The organism is Maribacter sp. MAR_2009_72 (genome assembly GCF_007827235.1).
Lineage (GTDB): Bacteria > Bacteroidota > Bacteroidia > Flavobacteriales > Flavobacteriaceae > Maribacter > Maribacter sedimenticola.
The window spans coordinates 4,026,208-4,044,637 of sequence record NZ_VISB01000001.1 but is presented as its reverse complement, the minus strand read 5'-3'; the positions used below and the strand labels follow the sequence as shown (position 1 = coordinate 4,044,637).

22 protein-coding genes are annotated in these 18,430 nt (G+C 37.4%); 6 read left to right on the top strand and 16 right to left on the bottom strand.

All coding sequences use genetic code 11. The features are described 5' to 3' along the window. The first annotated feature begins 44 nt into the window (after positions 1–44). Positions 45–581, top strand: a complete 537-nt coding sequence (locus tag JM81_RS17015; RefSeq protein WP_089259715.1) for a thioredoxin family protein — start codon at positions 45–47, stop codon at positions 579–581. A 63-nt stretch (positions 582–644) separates the two neighbouring features. Here JM81_RS17015 and guaB read toward each other — a convergent pair whose 3' ends face one another. From guaB to JM81_RS16985, 6 genes are all read right to left on the bottom strand, one after another. Continuing rightward, positions 645–2,117 carry an IMP dehydrogenase gene (gene guaB / locus JM81_RS17010; RefSeq protein WP_089259714.1) on the bottom strand — a complete coding sequence of 491 codons (1,473 nt, stop codon included), beginning with the start codon at positions 2,115–2,117 and terminating at the stop codon, positions 645–647. Between the two features lie 39 nt (positions 2,118–2,156). After that, positions 2,157–2,669, bottom strand: a complete 513-nt coding sequence (locus tag JM81_RS17005; RefSeq protein WP_144805160.1) for a hypothetical protein — start codon at positions 2,667–2,669, stop codon at positions 2,157–2,159. Then, the gene (locus JM81_RS17000) at positions 2,669–3,202 is read right to left on the bottom strand and encodes an FMN-binding protein (RefSeq protein ID WP_186435600.1); all 534 of its coding nucleotides are present in this window, start codon (positions 3,200–3,202) and stop codon (positions 2,669–2,671) included. Before JM81_RS17000 ends, JM81_RS17005 begins: the two co-directional genes overlap by 1 nt. A 17-nt stretch (positions 3,203–3,219) precedes the next feature. After that, positions 3,220–4,398: a hypothetical protein gene (locus tag JM81_RS16995; RefSeq protein WP_144805158.1), complete on the bottom strand. Its 1,179-nt coding sequence runs from the start codon at positions 4,396–4,398 to the stop codon at positions 3,220–3,222. Between the two features lie 149 nt (positions 4,399–4,547). After that, positions 4,548–5,417 carry a hydroxymethylglutaryl-CoA lyase gene (locus JM81_RS16990; RefSeq protein WP_144805156.1) on the bottom strand — a complete coding sequence of 290 codons (870 nt, stop codon included), beginning with the start codon at positions 5,415–5,417 and terminating at the stop codon, positions 4,548–4,550. 49 nt (positions 5,418–5,466) lie between these two features. Beyond that, positions 5,467–6,090, bottom strand: a complete 624-nt coding sequence (locus tag JM81_RS16985; RefSeq protein ID WP_144805154.1) for a LysE family translocator — start codon at positions 6,088–6,090, stop codon at positions 5,467–5,469. A 176-nt stretch (positions 6,091–6,266) separates the two neighbouring features. Between JM81_RS16985 and JM81_RS16980 the strand changes: the two genes are divergently transcribed. After that, entirely contained in the window at positions 6,267–6,584 is a 318-nt protein-coding gene (locus JM81_RS16980; RefSeq protein ID WP_245838815.1) for a Dabb family protein, read from the top strand. Between the two features lie 82 nt (positions 6,585–6,666). Here the strand turns inward: JM81_RS16980 and JM81_RS16975 are convergent, their stop codons facing one another. Continuing rightward, on the bottom strand, positions 6,667–7,704 hold the full coding sequence (locus JM81_RS16975; RefSeq protein WP_089259710.1) for a quinone-dependent dihydroorotate dehydrogenase: 1,038 nt from the start codon (positions 7,702–7,704) through the stop codon (positions 6,667–6,669). 62 nt (positions 7,705–7,766) lie between these two features. Further along, positions 7,767–8,213 carry a hypothetical protein gene (locus tag JM81_RS16970; protein WP_144805152.1) on the bottom strand — a complete coding sequence of 149 codons (447 nt, stop codon included), beginning with the start codon at positions 8,211–8,213 and terminating at the stop codon, positions 7,767–7,769. 72 nt (positions 8,214–8,285) lie between these two features. On the opposite strand from JM81_RS16970, the gene pepT reads away from it, so the two are divergent. Then, positions 8,286–9,509, top strand: coding sequence for a peptidase T (gene pepT, locus JM81_RS16965; protein ID WP_144805150.1), 1,224 nt, complete (start codon positions 8,286–8,288; stop codon positions 9,507–9,509). Between the two features lie 2 nt (positions 9,510–9,511). Beyond that, the gene (locus JM81_RS16960) at positions 9,512–10,108 is read left to right on the top strand and encodes a YdeI/OmpD-associated family protein (protein WP_144805148.1); all 597 of its coding nucleotides are present in this window, start codon (positions 9,512–9,514) and stop codon (positions 10,106–10,108) included. Positions 10,109–10,122: 14 nt separating this feature from the next. Here the strand turns inward: JM81_RS16960 and JM81_RS16955 are convergent, their stop codons facing one another. The 4 genes from JM81_RS16955 to nusB form a co-directional block, all read right to left on the bottom strand. After that, positions 10,123–11,472 (bottom strand): Gfo/Idh/MocA family protein, encoded by a 1,350-nt coding sequence (locus JM81_RS16955; RefSeq protein ID WP_089259706.1) that lies wholly within the window; start codon positions 11,470–11,472, stop codon positions 10,123–10,125. A gap of 94 nt (positions 11,473–11,566) precedes the next feature. Continuing rightward, complete coding sequence (gene yajC, locus JM81_RS16950) at positions 11,567–11,851, bottom strand: preprotein translocase subunit YajC (protein ID WP_089259705.1); 285 nt, start codon at positions 11,849–11,851, stop codon at positions 11,567–11,569. A 24-nt stretch (positions 11,852–11,875) separates the two neighbouring features. Further along, positions 11,876–12,346 (bottom strand): DUF1573 domain-containing protein, encoded by a 471-nt coding sequence (locus JM81_RS16945; protein ID WP_089259704.1) that lies wholly within the window; start codon positions 12,344–12,346, stop codon positions 11,876–11,878. A 43-nt stretch (positions 12,347–12,389) separates the two neighbouring features. Then, positions 12,390–13,334, bottom strand: coding sequence for a transcription antitermination factor NusB (gene nusB, locus JM81_RS16940; protein ID WP_089259703.1), 945 nt, complete (start codon positions 13,332–13,334; stop codon positions 12,390–12,392). Between the two features lie 170 nt (positions 13,335–13,504). Here nusB and JM81_RS16935 point away from each other — a divergent pair, with 170 nt between their 5' ends. Together JM81_RS16935 and JM81_RS16930 are read left to right on the top strand one after the other, a co-directional pair. After that, positions 13,505–15,256 carry an ABC transporter ATP-binding protein gene (locus JM81_RS16935; protein WP_144805146.1) on the top strand — a complete coding sequence of 584 codons (1,752 nt, stop codon included), beginning with the start codon at positions 13,505–13,507 and terminating at the stop codon, positions 15,254–15,256. Between the two features lie 65 nt (positions 15,257–15,321). Next, positions 15,322–15,705: a PUR family DNA/RNA-binding protein gene (locus tag JM81_RS16930; RefSeq protein WP_089259701.1), complete on the top strand. Its 384-nt coding sequence runs from the start codon at positions 15,322–15,324 to the stop codon at positions 15,703–15,705. Between the two features lie 70 nt (positions 15,706–15,775). Here JM81_RS16930 and JM81_RS16925 read toward each other — a convergent pair whose 3' ends face one another. Genes JM81_RS16925 through JM81_RS16910 form a run of 4 tightly spaced genes read right to left on the bottom strand, consistent with a single transcriptional unit; the run spans position 15,776 to position 18,392 of the window. Beyond that, positions 15,776–16,831 carry a lysophospholipid acyltransferase family protein gene (locus JM81_RS16925; protein WP_144805144.1) on the bottom strand — a complete coding sequence of 352 codons (1,056 nt, stop codon included), beginning with the start codon at positions 16,829–16,831 and terminating at the stop codon, positions 15,776–15,778. Beyond that, positions 16,828–17,748 (bottom strand): bile acid:sodium symporter family protein, encoded by a 921-nt coding sequence (locus tag JM81_RS16920; protein ID WP_144805142.1) that lies wholly within the window; start codon positions 17,746–17,748, stop codon positions 16,828–16,830. Before JM81_RS16920 ends, JM81_RS16925 begins: the two co-directional genes overlap by 4 nt. A gap of 3 nt (positions 17,749–17,751) precedes the next feature. Beyond that, complete coding sequence (locus JM81_RS16915) at positions 17,752–18,090, bottom strand: tRNA-binding protein (RefSeq protein ID WP_089259698.1); 339 nt, start codon at positions 18,088–18,090, stop codon at positions 17,752–17,754. After that, entirely contained in the window at positions 18,090–18,392 is a 303-nt protein-coding gene (locus JM81_RS16910; RefSeq protein WP_089259697.1) for a phosphoribosylpyrophosphate synthetase, read from the bottom strand. Before JM81_RS16910 ends, JM81_RS16915 begins: the two co-directional genes overlap by 1 nt. Positions 18,393–18,430: the final 38 nt, after the last annotated feature.

Sequence of the window (18,430 nt, the reverse complement as noted above, 5' to 3'; positions counted from 1 at the left end):
AACGTTAGTTTTGGTATAGTTGTTGGACTAACCATTAAAAAATTATGAAACGATCTTTCTTTTCCTCTACTAATATAATTTTAGGCCTTGCGTTCTTATTAGGTACATTACAGGGTTTTGCCCAAGAAGTCAAATGGCTAACTTGGGATGAGGCCGCAAACTTGAGCGCAACCGCTGAAAATCCTAAAAAAGTATTTATTGATGTGTATACGGATTGGTGCGGATGGTGTAAGAAGATGGACAAGGATACCTTTCAAAATCCTGAAGTTGCCGCATATATGTCTGAAAATTACTATATGGTAAAACTTGACGGAGAAGGAAAAGAGCCCATAGTCTATAAAGGAAAGACCTATAAATTTGTACCGTCCGGCAGAAAGGGATATCACGAATTTGCAGCCACTTTGATGCAAGGTAGATTAAGTTACCCAACCACTATATTTTTAGACGAGGAACTGAATATGCTTTCACCGGTACCAGGGTATCAAAAACCAAAACCGTTTTTGAACATTGCCCGTTATTTTGGTGATGACATTTATTTGGAAAAGGATTGGAACACTTATGCGGGAAAACCCGGGAAATAATAAATAATTGATATAAAAAAAGAGGTCCGTTATGGACCTCTTTTTTTATATGCATAGTAGAAATTACCTACTATAGTTAGGGCTTTCCTTTGTAATGGTTACATCATGAGGATGACTTTCATTGATTCCACTAGCAGTAATTTTCACAAATCGCCCAGTTTCCTTCAATGTGGCTATATCCTTGGCCCCACAATATCCCATTCCTGCTTTTAGTCCTCCAACGAACTGATGGATACTTTCGAACAAATCTCCTTTATACGGTACACGCCCAACAATACCTTCTGGCACCAACTTTTTAATATCATCCTCTACATCTTGAAAGTAACGATCCTTACTCCCTTGCTTCATGGCTTCCACGGAACCCATACCTCTATAAGACTTAAACTTTCTACCTTCGTAAATGATGGTTTCTCCAGGAGATTCTTTTGTACCTGCCAAGAGAGAACCAAGCATTACGGTATCTGCCCCTGCTGCAATTGCCTTAGGGATATCTCCCGTATAACGGATACCGCCATCTGCAATTACGGGTACGCCAGAACCTTTTATGGCCGCAGATACTTCTAGAACTGCAGAAAATTGAGGAAATCCTACACCGGCAACGACCCTAGTTGTACAAATTGAGCCTGGACCTATACCAACCTTTACGGCATCTGCACCGGCCTCTACCAAATATTTTGCGGCCTCGCCCGTAGCAATGTTCCCAACAATAACCTCCAGATCGGGAAATTTATTTTTTACCGCCTTCAAAACTGATACCACACCTTTTGTATGCCCGTGCGCAGTATCGATTACCACAGCATCTACCCCCGCATTGACCAAGGCCTCTGCCCTATCTACGGCATCTGCGGTAACCCCTAAGGCTGCCGCTACACGTAATCTACCATACTGATCTTTATTGGCACTTGGTTTTTGGGTCAATTTTGTAATATCCCTAAACGTAATGAGTCCAACAAGCGTATTATCCTTGGTTACAACAGGTAATTTTTCAATCTTATGTTGTTGTAAAATATCCTCTGCTTCGGAGAGCGAGGTACCTTCATCTGCCGTTACCAAATTTTTGGAGGTCATTACCTCTGAAATAGGCCTTTCAACATTCTTTTCAAAACGAAGATCTCTATTGGTGACGATACCTAACAGTTTACCTTGGGCATCCACTATAGGAATACCTCCAATGCTATGTTCCTTCATACTGGCCTTGGCATCCTTGACCTTAGAATTTAATGGAAGGGTCACGGGATCTAAAATCATACCGCTTTCCGCCCTTTTAACTTTTCTGACCTTCATAGCCTGCTGCTCTATGGTCATGTTCTTATGCAATACTCCAATACCACCTTCTTGCGCCATGGCAATTGCCATTCTGGACTCCGTAACGGTATCCATTGCAGCAGAAATAATCGGCACATTGATGGTAATATTTCTTGTAAATTTTGTTTGGATGCTTACTTCCCTCGGAAGCACATCTGAAAAGGCAGGTACCAACAATACGTCATCGTATGTTAGACCTTCTCCTAGTATTTTATTTTGGTGGGCTTGCATAGCAATTAAGGATTTAATTGCGTGCAAATATAGTGAATATTATTGATTTAACGCTTGTTCTTTATGAACCGGTTTACATAATTGCAGAAGAACGACCAATGCCGAAATTGTATACGTGGCCGTCATCAAAATTCCCGAAATCATAATGATATATTTAAACCAAATGATACCTGTCCATAACATATAAATACCGCCAAATGTAAGAACCACGGATATAAAAGGTTCCACAGTTAAGAAAAGTTTGATCTTTGTGGGCATATTACATAGCCAAACCAGTATACCCAATAAAAAGAAAATAAATGACATGGAAAGAATATGAGTATGAATTATAGTCAACATCTCCCGTTCACTCTTTTTAAATTTCATGATAGCCGCCTCTTCATCTGCTTCATTGCCTAAATAATTCTCTTCGATACCTTGGGGGTTTGCAGTACTTGTTTCGGTAACGAACAACAGGCCTGTAAAGTACCCAATGGAAAGGACAACCACAAAAGCAGCAATAAAAATCCGGATAGATTTTGGAAAAGTGCTTAAGTACCCGTTAAAATTCATTATAGTACTTCATTTTCCTTTAAAATAGCCAACGACTGCAAAAGTTCATCAATGGCATTGGTCATGGAGCGTACAGAAATAGTAGCACCGGCAATACCATCAATATTACTTTCGTGATCTACGCGGTTACCAGCCATTTTGCCTTCAAATTGCCTCAGCCATCTTTTGCTTCCTATTTCCCCTCCATATTCCTCTCTATATATCAATACTTTAGATCTTACAATTTTTAAGTTATTATCGAGCAGGACCAAATAATCGAACTTAGCGGTCTTACTTGGAGCTTGATCAATATATACGTAGCCAATTGGCGTTTGTTCGTCAAATAGTCGAAAAAAGTTATTCTCATTGATTTTGCTGGGTAATTCTAAATGTTTACCGCTGTCCAGTAAGGCAGGTTTCATTTCAAAAATTTCAATTTCAAAGTAATCCTTTATTTCTTTGTCTACTTTTTTCTCGATGTTTTTTGGCAAACCAAATCCCATTAAAAAAAGAGGCAACATCCAAATAGCAAATTTTCCTAAAGAATTACCCATAACATCAATTTTATTCATTAAAACCAAACACCAATACCAAAATTCAACCTATCCTTAACATCGCTAACGGATGATGCGTTACTACGAAACTGATAATCACCCTTTACCACCACACCTGGAGCTATATGATAGGTCAGTCCGGTAGTAACATCCGTACGGTCATACGCTTCGTTACGGATTAAACTTCCCGCTGTTCCTGCATGAGTATTATACTGTTCATACCTAGTAAAAACAAATAATTTTTGTTCCCTATCCATAGAAAGTAAATTATAGGCTCCCTCAACATAAAAACCACGTAGGGCACTACCTAAATCCCTACCTGTAGCATTATTATAGGCTTCGGTATCGGATAAGGATGCATTGATAAATTGCCCCCTGGCCGTAAATCGGTCATAGGCATATCGTGCATCAAGACCGATCATGGCAATGCCTATATTTGCACCTTCTACGTTCTCAATATCATCCTCTGCCTGTGTTTTACCGAAATAGGTAGAAAATCCAAGTCTAAGCCCCGGAATACCGTAATAATCAAATTTTGTGGAAAGAGTAGGACTATCTATTGTCGACTGAATTGCTTTTTGACGACCTCCACGCAATCCACTTGACCCACCTATAAATCCTGAAAGTCCGCCTTCTCCATTGGCCTCGGTAGATTTAAACCCGTTAAATACATATGCTTGGTATGCCAAACTTATATCATTGAACCTGCCTGCAACACCAATACCAATTTCACGCCATGTAGTGGGTACAACGGCATTGTCCATACCAGGCCGTTCCGTTCCATTAAATGTGGTTGGTTCATGAAATTCATTTATAATTCCCATAGGCACCAGCATTAACCCTCCGCGTAGACTAACGTTACTACCTACAGCATAATTTACGAATGCTTGTTCTACATATACCTCGTTTACGTGCTCCAGTTCAACCTCTGTAACAAATTGAGTTTTATCATTGAATCGGTATCCAAAAAGCAATACCATTCTTTGTATATCCAATTCGCCGTTATCTCCTTCAGGTTGATTATATAACATTTCTGCATAGGCACCCACTGTAACCGCTGACGCATAGTTCCCCGACAATAAACGTTGCGCCGCATTGATTTGGGTTTGAGGCACTAATGTAATGGAATCTGTTTTGGTTTGTGCGGCCACAAAACCAAAAGTTAACAATACAAGGAAGACAAATATGTGTTTCATTTTTAATCTTATAGATGCTTATTAGCGTTAACATTTCATTAACGCGATGCAAATTTAAAGTCTAAAAAGTACTTTACAAAGTTTATTTGTACTAAATCTAAATAAAAGTAATAACTGTTGTTAGGTTTTGGTCCAAACATTTAACCTAATCAATGATAGGCCGAAAATAATTCTGTTGCTTTATTATAAGCGGCTTCAAAAGCCATCCAGTTAACGCCCATTTCCGCTTTTTTTGTAGTAAAATAAGATAGCATTTTTTCCGTAGGCATATTGCCCGTTAAATCGTCCTTTGCCATTGGACAGCCGCCAAAACCTTGAATAGCGCCATCAAATCTACGACAACCAGCAAGGTAGGCTGCATGTATTTTTTCGTGCCATTTACTCGGTATAGTATGTAAGTGGGCTCCAAATTCAATGTCTGGATACGAAGGAATCAAATTGGAAAACAAATATGAAATGGTTTCAGGATCCGATGATCCTACCGTATCGGAAAGCGATAAAATCCGTGCTCCCATTTTTGCCAATTTCTCTGTCCACTCACCCACAATATCAACATTCCATGGATCGCCATAAGGATTTCCAAATCCCATGGAAATATAAGTGACCACTTCTTTATTGGCCGCATCTGCAAGATTAAATATTTCCTGTAATGTCTGTACGGACTCCGCTATGGTCTTATGTGTATTGCGCATTTGAAAATTTTCCGAAATGGAAAACGGAAATCCCAAATAATCAATTTCAGGATGGGAAACGGCATCTTGCGCTCCCCTAACATTCGCTACAATGGACAACAATTTTGTAGAGGTTCCGGACAGGTCCAACTCACCCAATACCTTGGCCGTATCTACCATTTGTGGAATAGCCTTGGGAGAAACAAAGCTGCCAAAGTCCAAGGTATCAAAACCGCAACCCAATAATGATTGAATATACCTTACCTTTTGTGGGGTAGGTATAAAATCCTTGATACCTTGCATAGCATCACGTGGACATTCAATGATCTTAACCTTGGTATTTGACATGATGTAAAAATACGAACTCTAAATAAGTAAGTTGGGTAATTTCTTCTAATTACCAACTAAAAAGTAAATAAATGGCGATACCAACAAATACTACGATCTGCAGCCATTTTAATAGGTAGCCAGTACGCTCATTTGCGGTCAAAAAGGTTGACACTTGACCCGACAATAATGCAATACCGCCAAAAACCATTGAAGATATAAAAATGAACAAAAAACCTAGAATGTAGAATTGAAACGCTGTGCTCAATGTTTCCGAAAAAAGAAATCCAGGAAAAAAGGCTAGAAAAAAAATAGTGACCTTGGGGTTTAAAACATTCATTATAAAACCTTGTTTATAGAGCGCCAAATAGCTTTTTGAATTAACCGAAGTTTTTGTTATCTGAATCCTATCGTCGCTTTTATAGACCATTAATGCCAAATAAATTAAATATGCGGAACCAAAGAACCGGATCATATTAAAAATTACAGGATTGTTCTTTATTAGAACCGAAACCCCTATAGCCAAAAGTGTTGTATGCACTAAACAACCCGTCATAAGTCCTGCAACAACGGCCAGTCCGTATTTTTTGCCATTACCCATACTTTGAATCAACACAAAAATATTATCAGGGCCCGGGGACAGTGACAGTAAAAACGTGGCCATTGAAAATGCCAGTAAAACTTCGTAATTCAATTGTATAGCATTTAGTTAATGTTGAAAATTACGAATATGGTTTAATTCGTCCTATTTTTAATATCTTGTTTAAAATTAATGACACCATGAAAATTAAAATAGTAGTATTTCTGGCAGGGTTGGCATTTATAGCTAATGCCCATGCCACAACACCTCAAAAATTAAATGAAGAAATTATGACCAAGACCGATAGTCTTTTAAGACATGTAGTTCTTTTTAAATTTAAGCAAGGGACTACCACGGAACAAATAGATAAGGTTGAAGCGGCTTTTAGTGCCCTACCATCTAAAATTGAACAAATACAAGGTTATGAATGGGGAACAAACAATAGCCCAGAAGGTCTGGACAAAGGATTTACCCATGCATTTTTCCTAACCTTTAAAAGTGAGGAAGATCGCGCCATTTATTTACCCCATCCAGACCACAAAGCATTTGGGGCGGTTTTGACCCCACACTTAGAAGATGTACTTGTCATTGATTATTGGACCAAATAAATGCATTAAAAATCACGACAGCCTTTAGGTTTTATATATCTAAAGGCTGTTTTATTTTAAGAATCAGAGTTAATTTCTCTAGCTAAGACTTTTCCAGAAGTTTCTGGTTTATTTCTTTGACAAGTGCAGGACCCTCATACACAAAACCTGTCCATAATTGAATTAAATCTGCGCCAGCCTCTAGTTTTTCTATGGCATCCTGTGCAGAATGGATACCCCCTACACCAATAATTGGAAATGCCTTGTTGCTTTTTTCCGCAAGGAAACGAATAACTTCTGTACTTCTATCCTTTAAAGGAGCACCGCTCAATCCACCTTTTTCCTCTACCAATAAGGCATGGGACTTTAGGTTATCCCTTGAAATAGTGGTATTGGTAGCAATTACCCCATCTATACTTGTAAGGCTTACAATATCAATAATATCATATAATTGGCTATCCGTAAGATCTGGCGCAATTTTCAGCAAAATAGGTTTACGCTCCGTATTCTTTCTTTTACTAAGCTTTGCATTCTCTAATTGAAGTTCGTTCAATAAAGCGGTAAGCGGTTCCTTATCCTGTAACTCCCTTAACCCAGGGGTATTAGGTGAACTGACATTGACCACAAAATAATCCACATAATCAAAAAGGGCATCAAAACAAATAAGGTAATCTTTAATGGCCTCATTGTTAGGGGTAACTTTATTTTTACCGATATTACCGCCTATAAGTACATTATGTTCCTTTTTTAAATTCTCCACTGCTTCAAAAACCCCTTGATTATTAAAGCCCATACGGTTAATAATTGCTTTATCGGCCTTTAGTCGAAACAGTCTTTTTTTTGGATTGCCTGCTTGCGGCTTAGGGGTAAGCGTACCTATTTCTATAAAACCGAATCCAAAATTTGAAAGCTCGTTATAGAGAACCGCATTTTTATCGAAACCTGCAGCTAGACCAACAGGATTCTGGAATTTTAATCCAAAAAGTTCACGTTCCAAACGCTTGTCCTGAACTAAGAACATTGACCTTATAAGTCCGGACAATCCTATTCTGGACAGAAACTTTATGCTTGAAAAACTTAAATAATGAACTTTTTCCGGGTCTAACAGAAACAGAATAGGTCTAATGAGAAGCCTGTACATTGAATTATTTTAGGTGCTGCAAAAATACAAAAGTGTAATTGAAATTCTATTGCAATTCAGCATCAGTTTTTATGGTAAAGACTATCTGAATATACCGTTGGCTCCACTAAAAAAGGAGAGCGCGATGCTTCTTTGCAAAGCGATTGGTATAACTGATATTGCTTTGGGTTGAACAGGGCCAACATTCTTTTGTCCAACATAGTTTGCACCCTTGCCATACTGTCCATGACTTCCTTATACTTTTCTGCCAAATTTCGCAATTCCGTTACCGTACTTTGTGGATGTCGCTCTTTAATGTTCCGTAATTCAGTATTAAGCAGCCCATTCCTATATTTTACCTCGGCACCAAAATTTAGCAGTTGTTGTTTTTGTGCTTCATTCAATTGAAAGACATTTGAAATTACCGTGTCATTGGTTACCCCCACGCCCAATACACAATCTGCTTGAGCACATATATAGGAAACATTGAGACATAACCATAGTAAACTAAAAAAACCTGTTCGCCGCATTGTATATAGTATAGAAACTTAGGTTTACTAAATTACAATTTATAACCCTATTTTTGATAAAACCATTTTACTATGCAACATATTATTGACCGCTTTATCAGTTATGTCACTATAGACACCCAGAGCGACCCTACATCAGAATCTACCCCAAGTACAGAAAAACAATGGATTTTAGCCCATAAGTTAGTGGATGAACTGCGTAGTATTGGTCTACATGATGTCACCATAGATGAGAACGCATATATAATGGCCACATTACCGGCCAACGTGGAGCACGAGGTACCTACAATAGGATTTATTGCCCATTTTGATACATCGCCAGATTTTTCAGGTACGAACGTGCGTCCTCAAATAATCGAAAATTACAATGGTCATGATATTATACTGAACGAAGAAAAAAACATTATACTTTCCTCTTCTTATTTTGATGATCTATTGCAATATATAGGCCAGACGATTATAACTACGGATGGCACTACCCTATTAGGCGCAGATGACAAAGCTGGTATCACGGAGATTGTAACCGCTATGGAACACTTAATACACAATCCGGAAATTAAACATGGTACCATTAAAATAGCTTTTACGCCAGATGAAGAAATTGGAAGAGGCGCCCATAAATTTGATGTGGAAAAATTTGGTGCCCAATGGGCCTATACCATGGACGGTAGCCAAATAGGGGAATTGGAATATGAAAATTTCAATGCGGCAAGTGCAACTATTTCCATCTCGGGTAAAAGTGTTCATCCGGGCTATGCCAAGGGTAAAATGGTCAATGCGGTGATCATTGCCAATAAAATTATTGAAGATCTTCCCAGACACGAAATCCCGGAGGAAACTACCGGAAGGGAAGGATTTTTTCATGTTCATACCCTAAATGGTGAAATTGAAAATACCACTATTGAAATGATTATTAGAGATCATGATATGGACCATTTTCTTCGGAGAAAAGAACTTATACGGGCAATTGTAAAAAAGTATAATCAAGCATATGACGATTGTATAACCTTAGAGATCAAAGACCAATATTTTAATATGAAAGAAAAAGTGGAACCTGTGTTCCATATTGTAGAAATTGCCCAGAGAGCTATGGAAGACATTGGTATTAAGCCCATCATAAAACCTATACGCGGAGGCACGGACGGTTCCCAACTTAGTTTTATGGGCCTACCCTGTCCCAATATTTTTGCCGGAGGACATAATTTTCATGGTAAATATGAATACGTACCTGTAGAAAGTATGCAAAAAGCCGTAGAAGTAATCGTTAGAATCTGTGAACTGACCGCAAATAGATAATAATGGACAAGCAGGAACTACTACATAAATTTTACACCGAAGATCATCAATTTAATATAGGGGTCAATGAGTTAAGGGCATTGATATTAGAAACAGGCCTACAAGAAACGTATAAATGGAATTTCCCCACTTATACGTTAGGCAACAAAAATATTGTAGCCATATGCAAGTTCAAGGCCCACTTTGGAGTCTGGTTTTTTAACGGGGTTTATCTTAGCGACCCCAATAAGGTATTGGAAAATGCCCAAGAAGTAAAAACAAAGGCCATGCGGCACTGGAAATTCCACTTCGTTGAAGACATAGATTTCCAGACCGTAATATCCTATGTATTGGAAGCAATAGAAAATCAAAAAAAAGGACTGCAATTGGTTCCTGAAAAAAAAACACTTACCCCACTTATAATACCTTCCTATTTATTAGCCGCCTTGGGTAAGAACAACGATTTAAAAAAAGCATATTATACCTTAAGCCCGTATAAGCAAAAGGAATATGCCGATTATATTGCCACTGCCAAACAGGAAAAAACCAAATTGTTCAGACTTGAAAAATCTATATCGCTAATTTTAGAAGGTAAAGGACTAAATGACAAATACCGATAAGACGTTGAATAACCCTACGAAAAGGGAACTTTATAACCATTTTTATAATTGGCCTTAAGATATTCATTGGCCGCGGCATCAGAAAATTGCCTTTGTTCCTTATCCCAATAGATTCTATTGCCGGTCTTGTAAGCTACGTTACCCATGTGAGAAACTACCGCCGCATCATAACCGACCTGCAATGGCGCCGTTAATATGGAACTGTCCCTTTTTTTCACCGCTTCAATAAAATTTTTAGTATGTAGGTCCAACCCGCTAACCCCATTATTATCATAGGAAACAGCTTCCATTTTAGGAATACCTTCCTTTCCCCACCCTTGAAATTCTTTTTCTGGAATAACTTCCCAACCCCCTCTATCCAATACCAAGGTGCCGTTGTTACCTATAAATGCAATACCGTGATTTCTACCATAATTTCCACCGTCAATACCGGTGGCATGTTCCCATAGAATGGAAAAACCCTCATATTCATAAACTGTCTGTAAGGTATCCGGAGTTTCTGAAGCGTCATTGGGATAGGCAAATTTACCCCCTAACGCCATTACCGATTTTGGATAGCCAGCTTTCATACCATATAAGGCATAATCCATTAGGTGCACTCCCCAATCGGTCATTAATCCGCCTGCATAATCCCAAAACCATCTAAAATTAAAATGGAATCTATTGGCATTGAACGGCTTAATAGGTGCTGGCCCTAACCACATGTTATAATCCACTCCATCAGGAGCCGAAGAATCCGCAACTACGGGTACGGGCTTCATCCAACCTTGATAGGCCCACGCTTTGGCCAACCTGATTTCTCCCAAAGCTCCGGAATGTACAAATTTAATAGCATCTACAAAATGTGGCTGGCTTCGCTGCCATTGCCCAATTTGCACCATACGGTCACTGCTTTTGACACCGTGCAACATACTATCTGCCTCTTGTATGGAATTGGCTATGGGTTTTTCGCAATATACATCCTTGCCTGCCTGTAGGGAATCTATTAATTGTAGGCAGTGCCAGTGATCAGGTGTACCTATAATAACCACATCAATATCCTTATTATCCAATAAGGCCCTGTAATCCTTATACCATTTTGGCTTTTTTATCCCTGCTTTTTGCAAATCTGCCGTTCTGGATTTTAATACATTTTCATCAACATCGCAAAGTGCCATTACATTTATTTCGCTCATTTTCAAAAAAGAAGAAAGGTCTGAAAAGCCCATACCTTTACAACCTATTAATCCTACATTTATAGTATCGTTTGGCCCTACTTTTTTTCTGATCATTGACAACAACTCCATTGGAAACATGAATGATGCCCCCGTTGCCATTAATCCTACAGTACTTTTTCGTATAAAACTTCTTCTATTTTGTAACATGTCGTTGATTTTAATGCCATTAAATATAGGATTTTAGGAGCAAAAAAAAACACTAATGTTACTATTAGTGTTTTTAATACATTTAAAAATGTTTTTATTTTTCAGGAGCATTCAGTTTTTTGCTCATCTCCATAGATATTGCAGACCTATCAAATTTTAATTTTCCTGCCATGGTTTCCAATACACAAGAAAAATCTTTATCATTTAAATCTACCACTTTCCCGTGCAGTCCACTTTTGGTGATTACACGATCACCACGTTTTAATTCTGCCGAAAATTTCTTTTCATCCTTCTGTCTTTTCATTTGAGGTCTGATCATAAAAAAATATGCGACCACAAAGATTAAGATCATTGGAAGAAACTGTCCTAATTCACCCATTATTTGGTATGTATAAAATTATAATTATTTAACAGGTCCTAATGGAGCTGCCCCTTTTGGATTTACAAAAGCTTTGATTCTTAAAAGTTCCGATCCTTTTTCCGTATTGGCCGTAACCGTAATTGTTTTTGTTACCTGGTTTTGTCCCGATCCGTTAAAATTTACCTTTAACTCCCCAGACTCACCTGGTGCAATTGGATCTTTTGGAGGATTGGGTACGGTACAACCACAGCTACTTTTTGCATCAGTGATGATCAAGGGAGCATTACCTGTATTCGTAAACTTAAAAACCGTTTCTTGTGGTGTTCCTTGCTCAATGGTACCAAAATCATGCTCTGCCTTTTCAAATGACATAACCGGCACGGCTTTGGCAGCTTCATCCCTTTCTGCCGCCTCTGCTACATTATCACTTTTAATCTTACTTGAAGCATTTTCCTTACAAGAAGTAAAAGCTACCATTGATACAAGACCAACAATTAAAACTATTTTTTTCATACTTTTTAGATTTATCGATTTAGTGTAAAATTATAAAATATTTTTATAACAGCCCTCTGCCCATTTTATTGAGTTTTCCTGCTGTTTTATACTCTTTGGTAAGCTTGTCCAGAATACCGTTAATGAATATACTGCTCTTAGGCGTAGAATATTCTTTAGCAATTTCCAGATATTCGTTTATAGTAACCCGCTCCGGTATGGAAGGAAAATGCAACAGTTCACAAATTGCCATTCTTAACAATATACTATCAACCTCAGCAATCCTATCCTTGTCCCAGTTTGGGGTCTTGCCCTCTATCTCCTTTTCAAGCTCGGCATTCTTTAAAAGCGTTCTGGAAAGGAGTTGTAAGGCAAACTGCATATCCTCATCATCCTTCAACAAACTTGGTAGAAAAAAAGATTCTGAATGAGATTCTTTGGTTTTCTTTAAGTGCTTTAAGACAAAAGTGTTTACTATAGGAATATCGTCTACCCATGTTAATTTATCGTCCTCGAAATAATCATATATTTTTTCGTTGGGAGCAATAATGGTCTTGAACAATGTCATAATAAATTCTTTGTCCGATGCATAGTCACTACTAGGTATGGACATATATTCCTGATATACCTCACTATCCAGGATAGCTTTATAAATCAACTTTACATATTCCTCGTTCAAATACCAATTATCTAACTTTCTATGGGCAATTTCCTCTTCCAACATCTTATTGTCGGCAATTTGCAGTAACAATTTGTTCTGCATAAATTTTTTAGGATTGGGATATACATTTTTTTCGCTGATGTATTTATTAGCGGAAAGGGAAATCTGATCAGCAGCTCTCTTTTGTAATTCTACAAAAAGACCTAACCATAGTAAATAGAGCGTATAGGTATTCTCTATGCTTACTTTTAAAAACTTCTCTTGTTTTTGCAAGGAATCATCCTTGGATTGAATTAGGGCGTAAATGCTCTGCATTACCTTGACCCTAATGTGCCTTCTTGTAAGCATTTTAAAGAACTTATTTAATTAGGTTATTCATTAACGCTGCAAAGGTAAGTATCTATTTAAAGGGTCACAATAGCAATTGCATTTATCTTAGGTAATTTATAACATTAGGTTTTAGGGCAAAAAACTATCTTTGACCAAATATTTATATTTTTCTTTTTTTTGCAAATCCTATGAAAGAACTTAAGCATCTTAATAAATACTTTAAAAAATATTGGCTTAAACTCTTTCTAGGAATCATAATTACCATTGTAGCCCGGCTTTTTCAACTGATTATGCCCTCCTACGTAAATAAGAGTATATCTGTTGTAGAGCGTTTTTTAAACGCGGAGATCGCAAAAACAGAAGCTCAAGATTTGCTCTTACAATTTATCCTTATTATTGTTGGCGCCGCATTGCTATCAGGCTTCTTTACTTTCTTAATGCGGCAAACGATCATCAATATTTCCAGGTATATTGAATACGACCTAAAAAATGAAATCTTTGATCACTACCAAAAACTGAGTCTTAATTTTTATAAGAAGAACAGAACGGGCGATTTAATGAACAGGATCAGTGAAGATGTCAATGAAGTCCGTATGTATGCGGGTCCGGCTATCATGTACGGCATACAGACATTAACGCTCTTTGCCTTTTTAATACCATTAATGTTCATTAAGGCCCCCACTTTGGCGGCATATACACTTTTGCCATTACCCATTTTATCCGTTTTAATCTACCAGATCAGTAAGGTCATCCATAAACGAAGCACCATTGTACAACAATACCTATCTACTCTATCGACTTTTACGCAAGAAGTATTTTCAGGAGTTTCCGTCATTAAGGCATATGCCCTGGAGCCACAGACCAATGAAGATTTAACCCGCCTTGCCAATGAAGGCAAGAACAAGAGCATTAGCTTGGCAAAAGTAAATGCTTGGTTTTTTCCCCTTATGATCTTGTTGATCGGTATAAGCAATATCCTTGTCATCTATATTGGTGGCAAGCAATATTTGGCGGGTGAAATAAGTGTTGGTTTGATCGCAGAATTTATTTTATACGTAAATATGCTGACATGGCCCGTTGCCATTGTTGGCTGGCTGACATCCATTGTGCAAAGAGCTGCGGCAAGTCAAGAAAGAATCAATGAATTTTTAAGGGAAACTTCTGAATTGGACAATACCCCTACCCATAAACACGATATAAAAGGTAAAATAGAGTTTAAAAATGTAGGCTTTACCTATGAGGACACCAACATAACGGCTTTAACAGACCTTTCCTTCACCATCAATACAGGAGAGACCACCGCAATTATTGGTAAAACAGGTTCCGGAAAATCTACCATATTGGATTTAGTTGCACGGTTGTACGATACCACTTCCGGAGAAATATTAATTGATGATGAACCTATAAAACATATTGACCTAACGGACTTAAGGGAATCTATAGGAGCGGTACCCCAAGATGCATTTTTATTTTCGGACAGCATAAGGAACAACATTAAATTTGGGAAGGAAAATGCCACTGAAGAAGAAATTATAGCTATTGCCAAGGATGCCGTAGTCCATGAAAACATCATGGGCTTTTCCAAAAAATATGATACGGTTCTAGGAGAAAGGGGTATTACATTAAGCGGTGGACAAAAACAACGGGTATCCATTGCAAGGGCACTTATTAAAAAACCGCAAATTTATTTATTCGATGATTGCCTTTCCGCGGTAGATACCGAGACCGAGGAAGAAATTTTAAACAATTTAAAAAAGGCCTCTAAGAATAAGACTACCTTGATTGTAAGTCATAGGGTTTCATCTGCCAAAAATGCCGACAAAATTTTGGTATTGGAAGACGGCAGGCTTATTCAGCAGGGCACGCATGATGAATTGAACATAACGGATGGCTATTATAAGGAACTATACACCAAACAGCTGTCCGAGAAAGAAAATTAGAAAATTGTTGTCGGATAGCGTTTTTTTTTCCATTTTTGATAGTATAATGACACTAAACATAAGAAATGAGCGAAAGAGATTTATCAGACCAGGAAGAAATTCACTCCAAAGTATTACGCGCAGGCAGACGGACTTATTTTTTTGATGTAAGAAGTACCAAGGCGGGCGATTACTACCTTACGATAACGGAAAGCAAGAAGTTTACACATGATGATGGTTCATTCCATTATAAAAAACATAAAATCTACCTTTACAAAGAAGATTTTGAAGCTTTCAGGGAAAATGTGGAAGAGATGATGGATTTCATTATTAATGAAAAAGGTTCTGAAGTTATTTCGGAAAGACATCAGAAAGATTTCAAGAAGGAAGATACTGAGGCAGAGCCAGAAGTTGAAAAGTCACAAAGCAGCACCTCTAGTTTTACCGATGTTAGTTTTGAAGACATTTAATACAATTTAATAGTCTATATTGTTCAACGACCCTTTTCAGGGTCGTTTTCATTTTGGTATATTTTTAAAACTACCTGAGCACATATTTTATTAAACATAAGGAAACAACAACCTGTATGGCCAGAATGAATATAGCCATTTTGACACTTACCATATTTACCAATATCAAAAACAGAAGGCACAGATAAACAGGGTACGCCAAAAGTCCAAATGCAAATTTGAACGTTCCCATAAATTCCGCTTCCGGTACTTTTGGTTTCATCCAATATTTCCAAAGTAAATAAACAGGTAGATTCAACAAATACAAAAAAAACCTAAACGAGCCTTTACCCCTATTTTCCGAAGAAGAATTACTACTACGATTAGAAATGCCTGATGAACTATACGTTTTCACCCAATTATTTGTAGCAATGGGATCCGTAAGATCTATTCCTTCATATTCCAATCTACCAACAAGACTTTCATAATTGTCATCGTCTTCAATATGGGTAGTCAGTTTTTGGAGGGCAGTAGTAATTTGTTCCTTTATTGCCTTACTTGTTTGGGTATAATCATTGGGGTCAAAAAAAAGTTTTGCCGAAATTGGTTTGCCGTAATGGACCGATACCCGATCTGGAAAATGGGTAGCATTTTTATAGTTTAGTCCCACCGGTACCAATTGAATATCCAAATTTGGATACAGTTCTAGGCTCCTAATGATTATTCTAGTAAATCCTTTACTTAAAGGTCTAACCCTTCTACGAAGATTATGATTTGCCTCTGGAAAAATAACCAACGCATTTCCGTTACCCAAAACTTTTGCACAGGCATTAAATATTTTATTGTTATTGGATAAGGAATTTCTGCCATCTCGTATCCGGTATATGGGCATCATTTGAAAATAAGTAAAAATTCTTTTTAGAAATCTACCCTTAAACACATCTGCACGGGTCAAAAAATAAGGTTTACGATTACAATCCGTAGCAATGAGAAGAACATCCATCAGAGCACTTTGATGATTGGGCAAAAACATTACCGGTTTGTATGTAGGCACATGCTCCAAGCCCTTAATTTCAATCCGTTTATAAAATCCATATAAACCTGTCTTAATAATAAATTTAACAACAGAATACATAAATTCGTTCAAGCTATAGTATTTTTTACGATTACTTTATTATTCCAGATTGCGGCCAAGATCAAACCAGATACAATATGCCAAATTCCCCAAAATGCTGCTAATAATGCCATACCCCCAAGTCCATCAAAAAATGTAAAAATCAAAAGTAAGCCTAAGCCAGAATTCTGAATACCTGTTTCAATCGTAATGGACCTTCTACTCTCCACGGGCAACCGAAATAGTTTTGCCATTCCGTATCCTGTTGAGAAAGCAATTAAATTATGTAGTACCACGATCCAAAATACATAGTAGATATAATCCAAAAAAATTATACGGTTTTTATATAATGCTATGAAAACCAAGCTCACAAAAAAAACCAAGGATACTATTTTAAGTTTTTTTGCTATAGCAATGGCAAGTGACGGTTTTTTGTAATTAATAAACATACCAAGTACCAACGGAAGACCCAATAAAAGAGATACCAGTTTGATCATTTCATATGGTGATATAGAAATTTCTTTAATAAGGCTTGCTCCAGGACCATAAAAAGATGACCAAAAATGAAAATTTATAGGCGTCATGGCAATTGCCAATAAGGTAGCAATTGCAGTAAGGCTAACGGACAAAGCAGTATTTGCCTTTGAGAGATAGGAAATAAAATTAGAGATATTGCCCCCAGGGCAGGCGGCCACCATAAACATGCCCAATGCAATACTAGGTAACGGTTCTATAATAATTACGAAAAGAAAAGTCAAGGCTGGCAACAGAATAAATTGACTGCACAGACCCACCAAAATTGCTTTAGGTCTTGTCCACAAAGGTTTAAAATCCTTAATTGAAATTTCTAGCGCCACACCGAACATGACTAGACCCAAAACCATATTCATGACCCACAATGATTCAGAATCAAAATTGATATGAACGTTATCTAAAAGGTTATTTGTCAAATATTAGGAAATTTTCAATCCGTTGGGCACCTTCATTTGCGGTTGCAACAATATTACGGATGAATTGTCTACAGCTCCTAATATAAGACATTCACTCATAAAATTGGCAATTTGTTTTTTAGGAAAATTAATAACGGCAATGACCTGCATACCAATAAGCTCTTCTTTATTATACTTTAAGGTAATCTGGGCAGAAGATTTCCTAATGCCTATTTCATCGCCAAACTCAATGGTGATTTTATAAGAAGGATTTCTAGCTTCCGGAAATTCATCTACGGAGAGAATGGTACCCACTCTCATATCAATTTTACTAAAATCGTTCCAGGTAATGGTTTCTTGCATTATGTAAGCCTAAGTTTTTCAATAAGATCTTTAGGAACATTACCGGAATATGCACCATAGGCATCAACCAATAATCCTTTTTCCCCTTTACTGGTCTCTATAACATAAAGAATAGTATTGTCATCTGGATTGGTCATTCCCTCAAAACGATAGAATTTAACAACTTCCAAATCTGTGGCGGCATGCACACTTTTTTTACTTTTATTCTCTACACCGGCATCACAAAGATTAAAATCTTCTGTATAACCCTCTTCTTGCAATGCTTTAATAGCGACGGACAGTGAAATATATGATTTTTCCATAATATATGTGTTTTAGAATGTATGAATACCGTAAAGTA

What these genes read in the sequence shown, in the direction of transcription:
- JM81_RS17015 (WP_089259715.1), top strand. Translation starts at nt 45, where the DNA reads ATGAAACGATCTTTCTTTTCCTCTACTAATATAATTTTAGGCCTTGCG.
- guaB (WP_089259714.1), bottom strand. Translation starts at nt 2,117, where the DNA reads ATGCAAGCCCACCAAAATAAAATACTAGGAGAAGGTCTAACATACGAT.
- JM81_RS17005 (WP_144805160.1), bottom strand. Translation starts at nt 2,669, where the DNA reads ATGAATTTTAACGGGTACTTAAGCACTTTTCCAAAATCTATCCGGATT.
- JM81_RS17000 (WP_186435600.1), bottom strand. Translation starts at nt 3,202, where the DNA reads ATGGGTAATTCTTTAGGAAAATTTGCTATTTGGATGTTGCCTCTTTTT.
- JM81_RS16995 (WP_144805158.1), bottom strand. Translation starts at nt 4,398, where the DNA reads ATGAAACACATATTTGTCTTCCTTGTATTGTTAACTTTTGGTTTTGTG.
- JM81_RS16990 (WP_144805156.1), bottom strand. Translation starts at nt 5,417, where the DNA reads ATGTCAAATACCAAGGTTAAGATCATTGAATGTCCACGTGATGCTATG.
- JM81_RS16980 (WP_245838815.1), top strand. Translation starts at nt 6,267, where the DNA reads ATGACCAAGACCGATAGTCTTTTAAGACATGTAGTTCTTTTTAAATTT.
- JM81_RS16975 (WP_089259710.1), bottom strand. Translation starts at nt 7,704, where the DNA reads ATGTACAGGCTTCTCATTAGACCTATTCTGTTTCTGTTAGACCCGGAA.
- JM81_RS16970 (WP_144805152.1), bottom strand. Translation starts at nt 8,213, where the DNA reads ATGCGGCGAACAGGTTTTTTTAGTTTACTATGGTTATGTCTCAATGTT.
- pepT (WP_144805150.1), top strand. Translation starts at nt 8,286, where the DNA reads ATGCAACATATTATTGACCGCTTTATCAGTTATGTCACTATAGACACC.
- JM81_RS16960 (WP_144805148.1), top strand. Translation starts at nt 9,512, where the DNA reads ATGGACAAGCAGGAACTACTACATAAATTTTACACCGAAGATCATCAA.
- JM81_RS16955 (WP_089259706.1), bottom strand. Translation starts at nt 11,472, where the DNA reads ATGTTACAAAATAGAAGAAGTTTTATACGAAAAAGTACTGTAGGATTA.
- yajC (WP_089259705.1), bottom strand. Translation starts at nt 11,851, where the DNA reads ATGGGTGAATTAGGACAGTTTCTTCCAATGATCTTAATCTTTGTGGTC.
- JM81_RS16945 (WP_089259704.1), bottom strand. Translation starts at nt 12,346, where the DNA reads ATGAAAAAAATAGTTTTAATTGTTGGTCTTGTATCAATGGTAGCTTTT.
- nusB (WP_089259703.1), bottom strand. Translation starts at nt 13,334, where the DNA reads ATGCTTACAAGAAGGCACATTAGGGTCAAGGTAATGCAGAGCATTTAC.
- JM81_RS16935 (WP_144805146.1), top strand. Translation starts at nt 13,505, where the DNA reads ATGAAAGAACTTAAGCATCTTAATAAATACTTTAAAAAATATTGGCTT.
- JM81_RS16930 (WP_089259701.1), top strand. Translation starts at nt 15,322, where the DNA reads ATGAGCGAAAGAGATTTATCAGACCAGGAAGAAATTCACTCCAAAGTA.
- JM81_RS16915 (WP_089259698.1), bottom strand. Translation starts at nt 18,090, where the DNA reads ATGCAAGAAACCATTACCTGGAACGATTTTAGTAAAATTGATATGAGA.
- JM81_RS16910 (WP_089259697.1), bottom strand. Translation starts at nt 18,392, where the DNA reads ATGGAAAAATCATATATTTCACTGTCCGTCGCTATTAAAGCATTGCAA.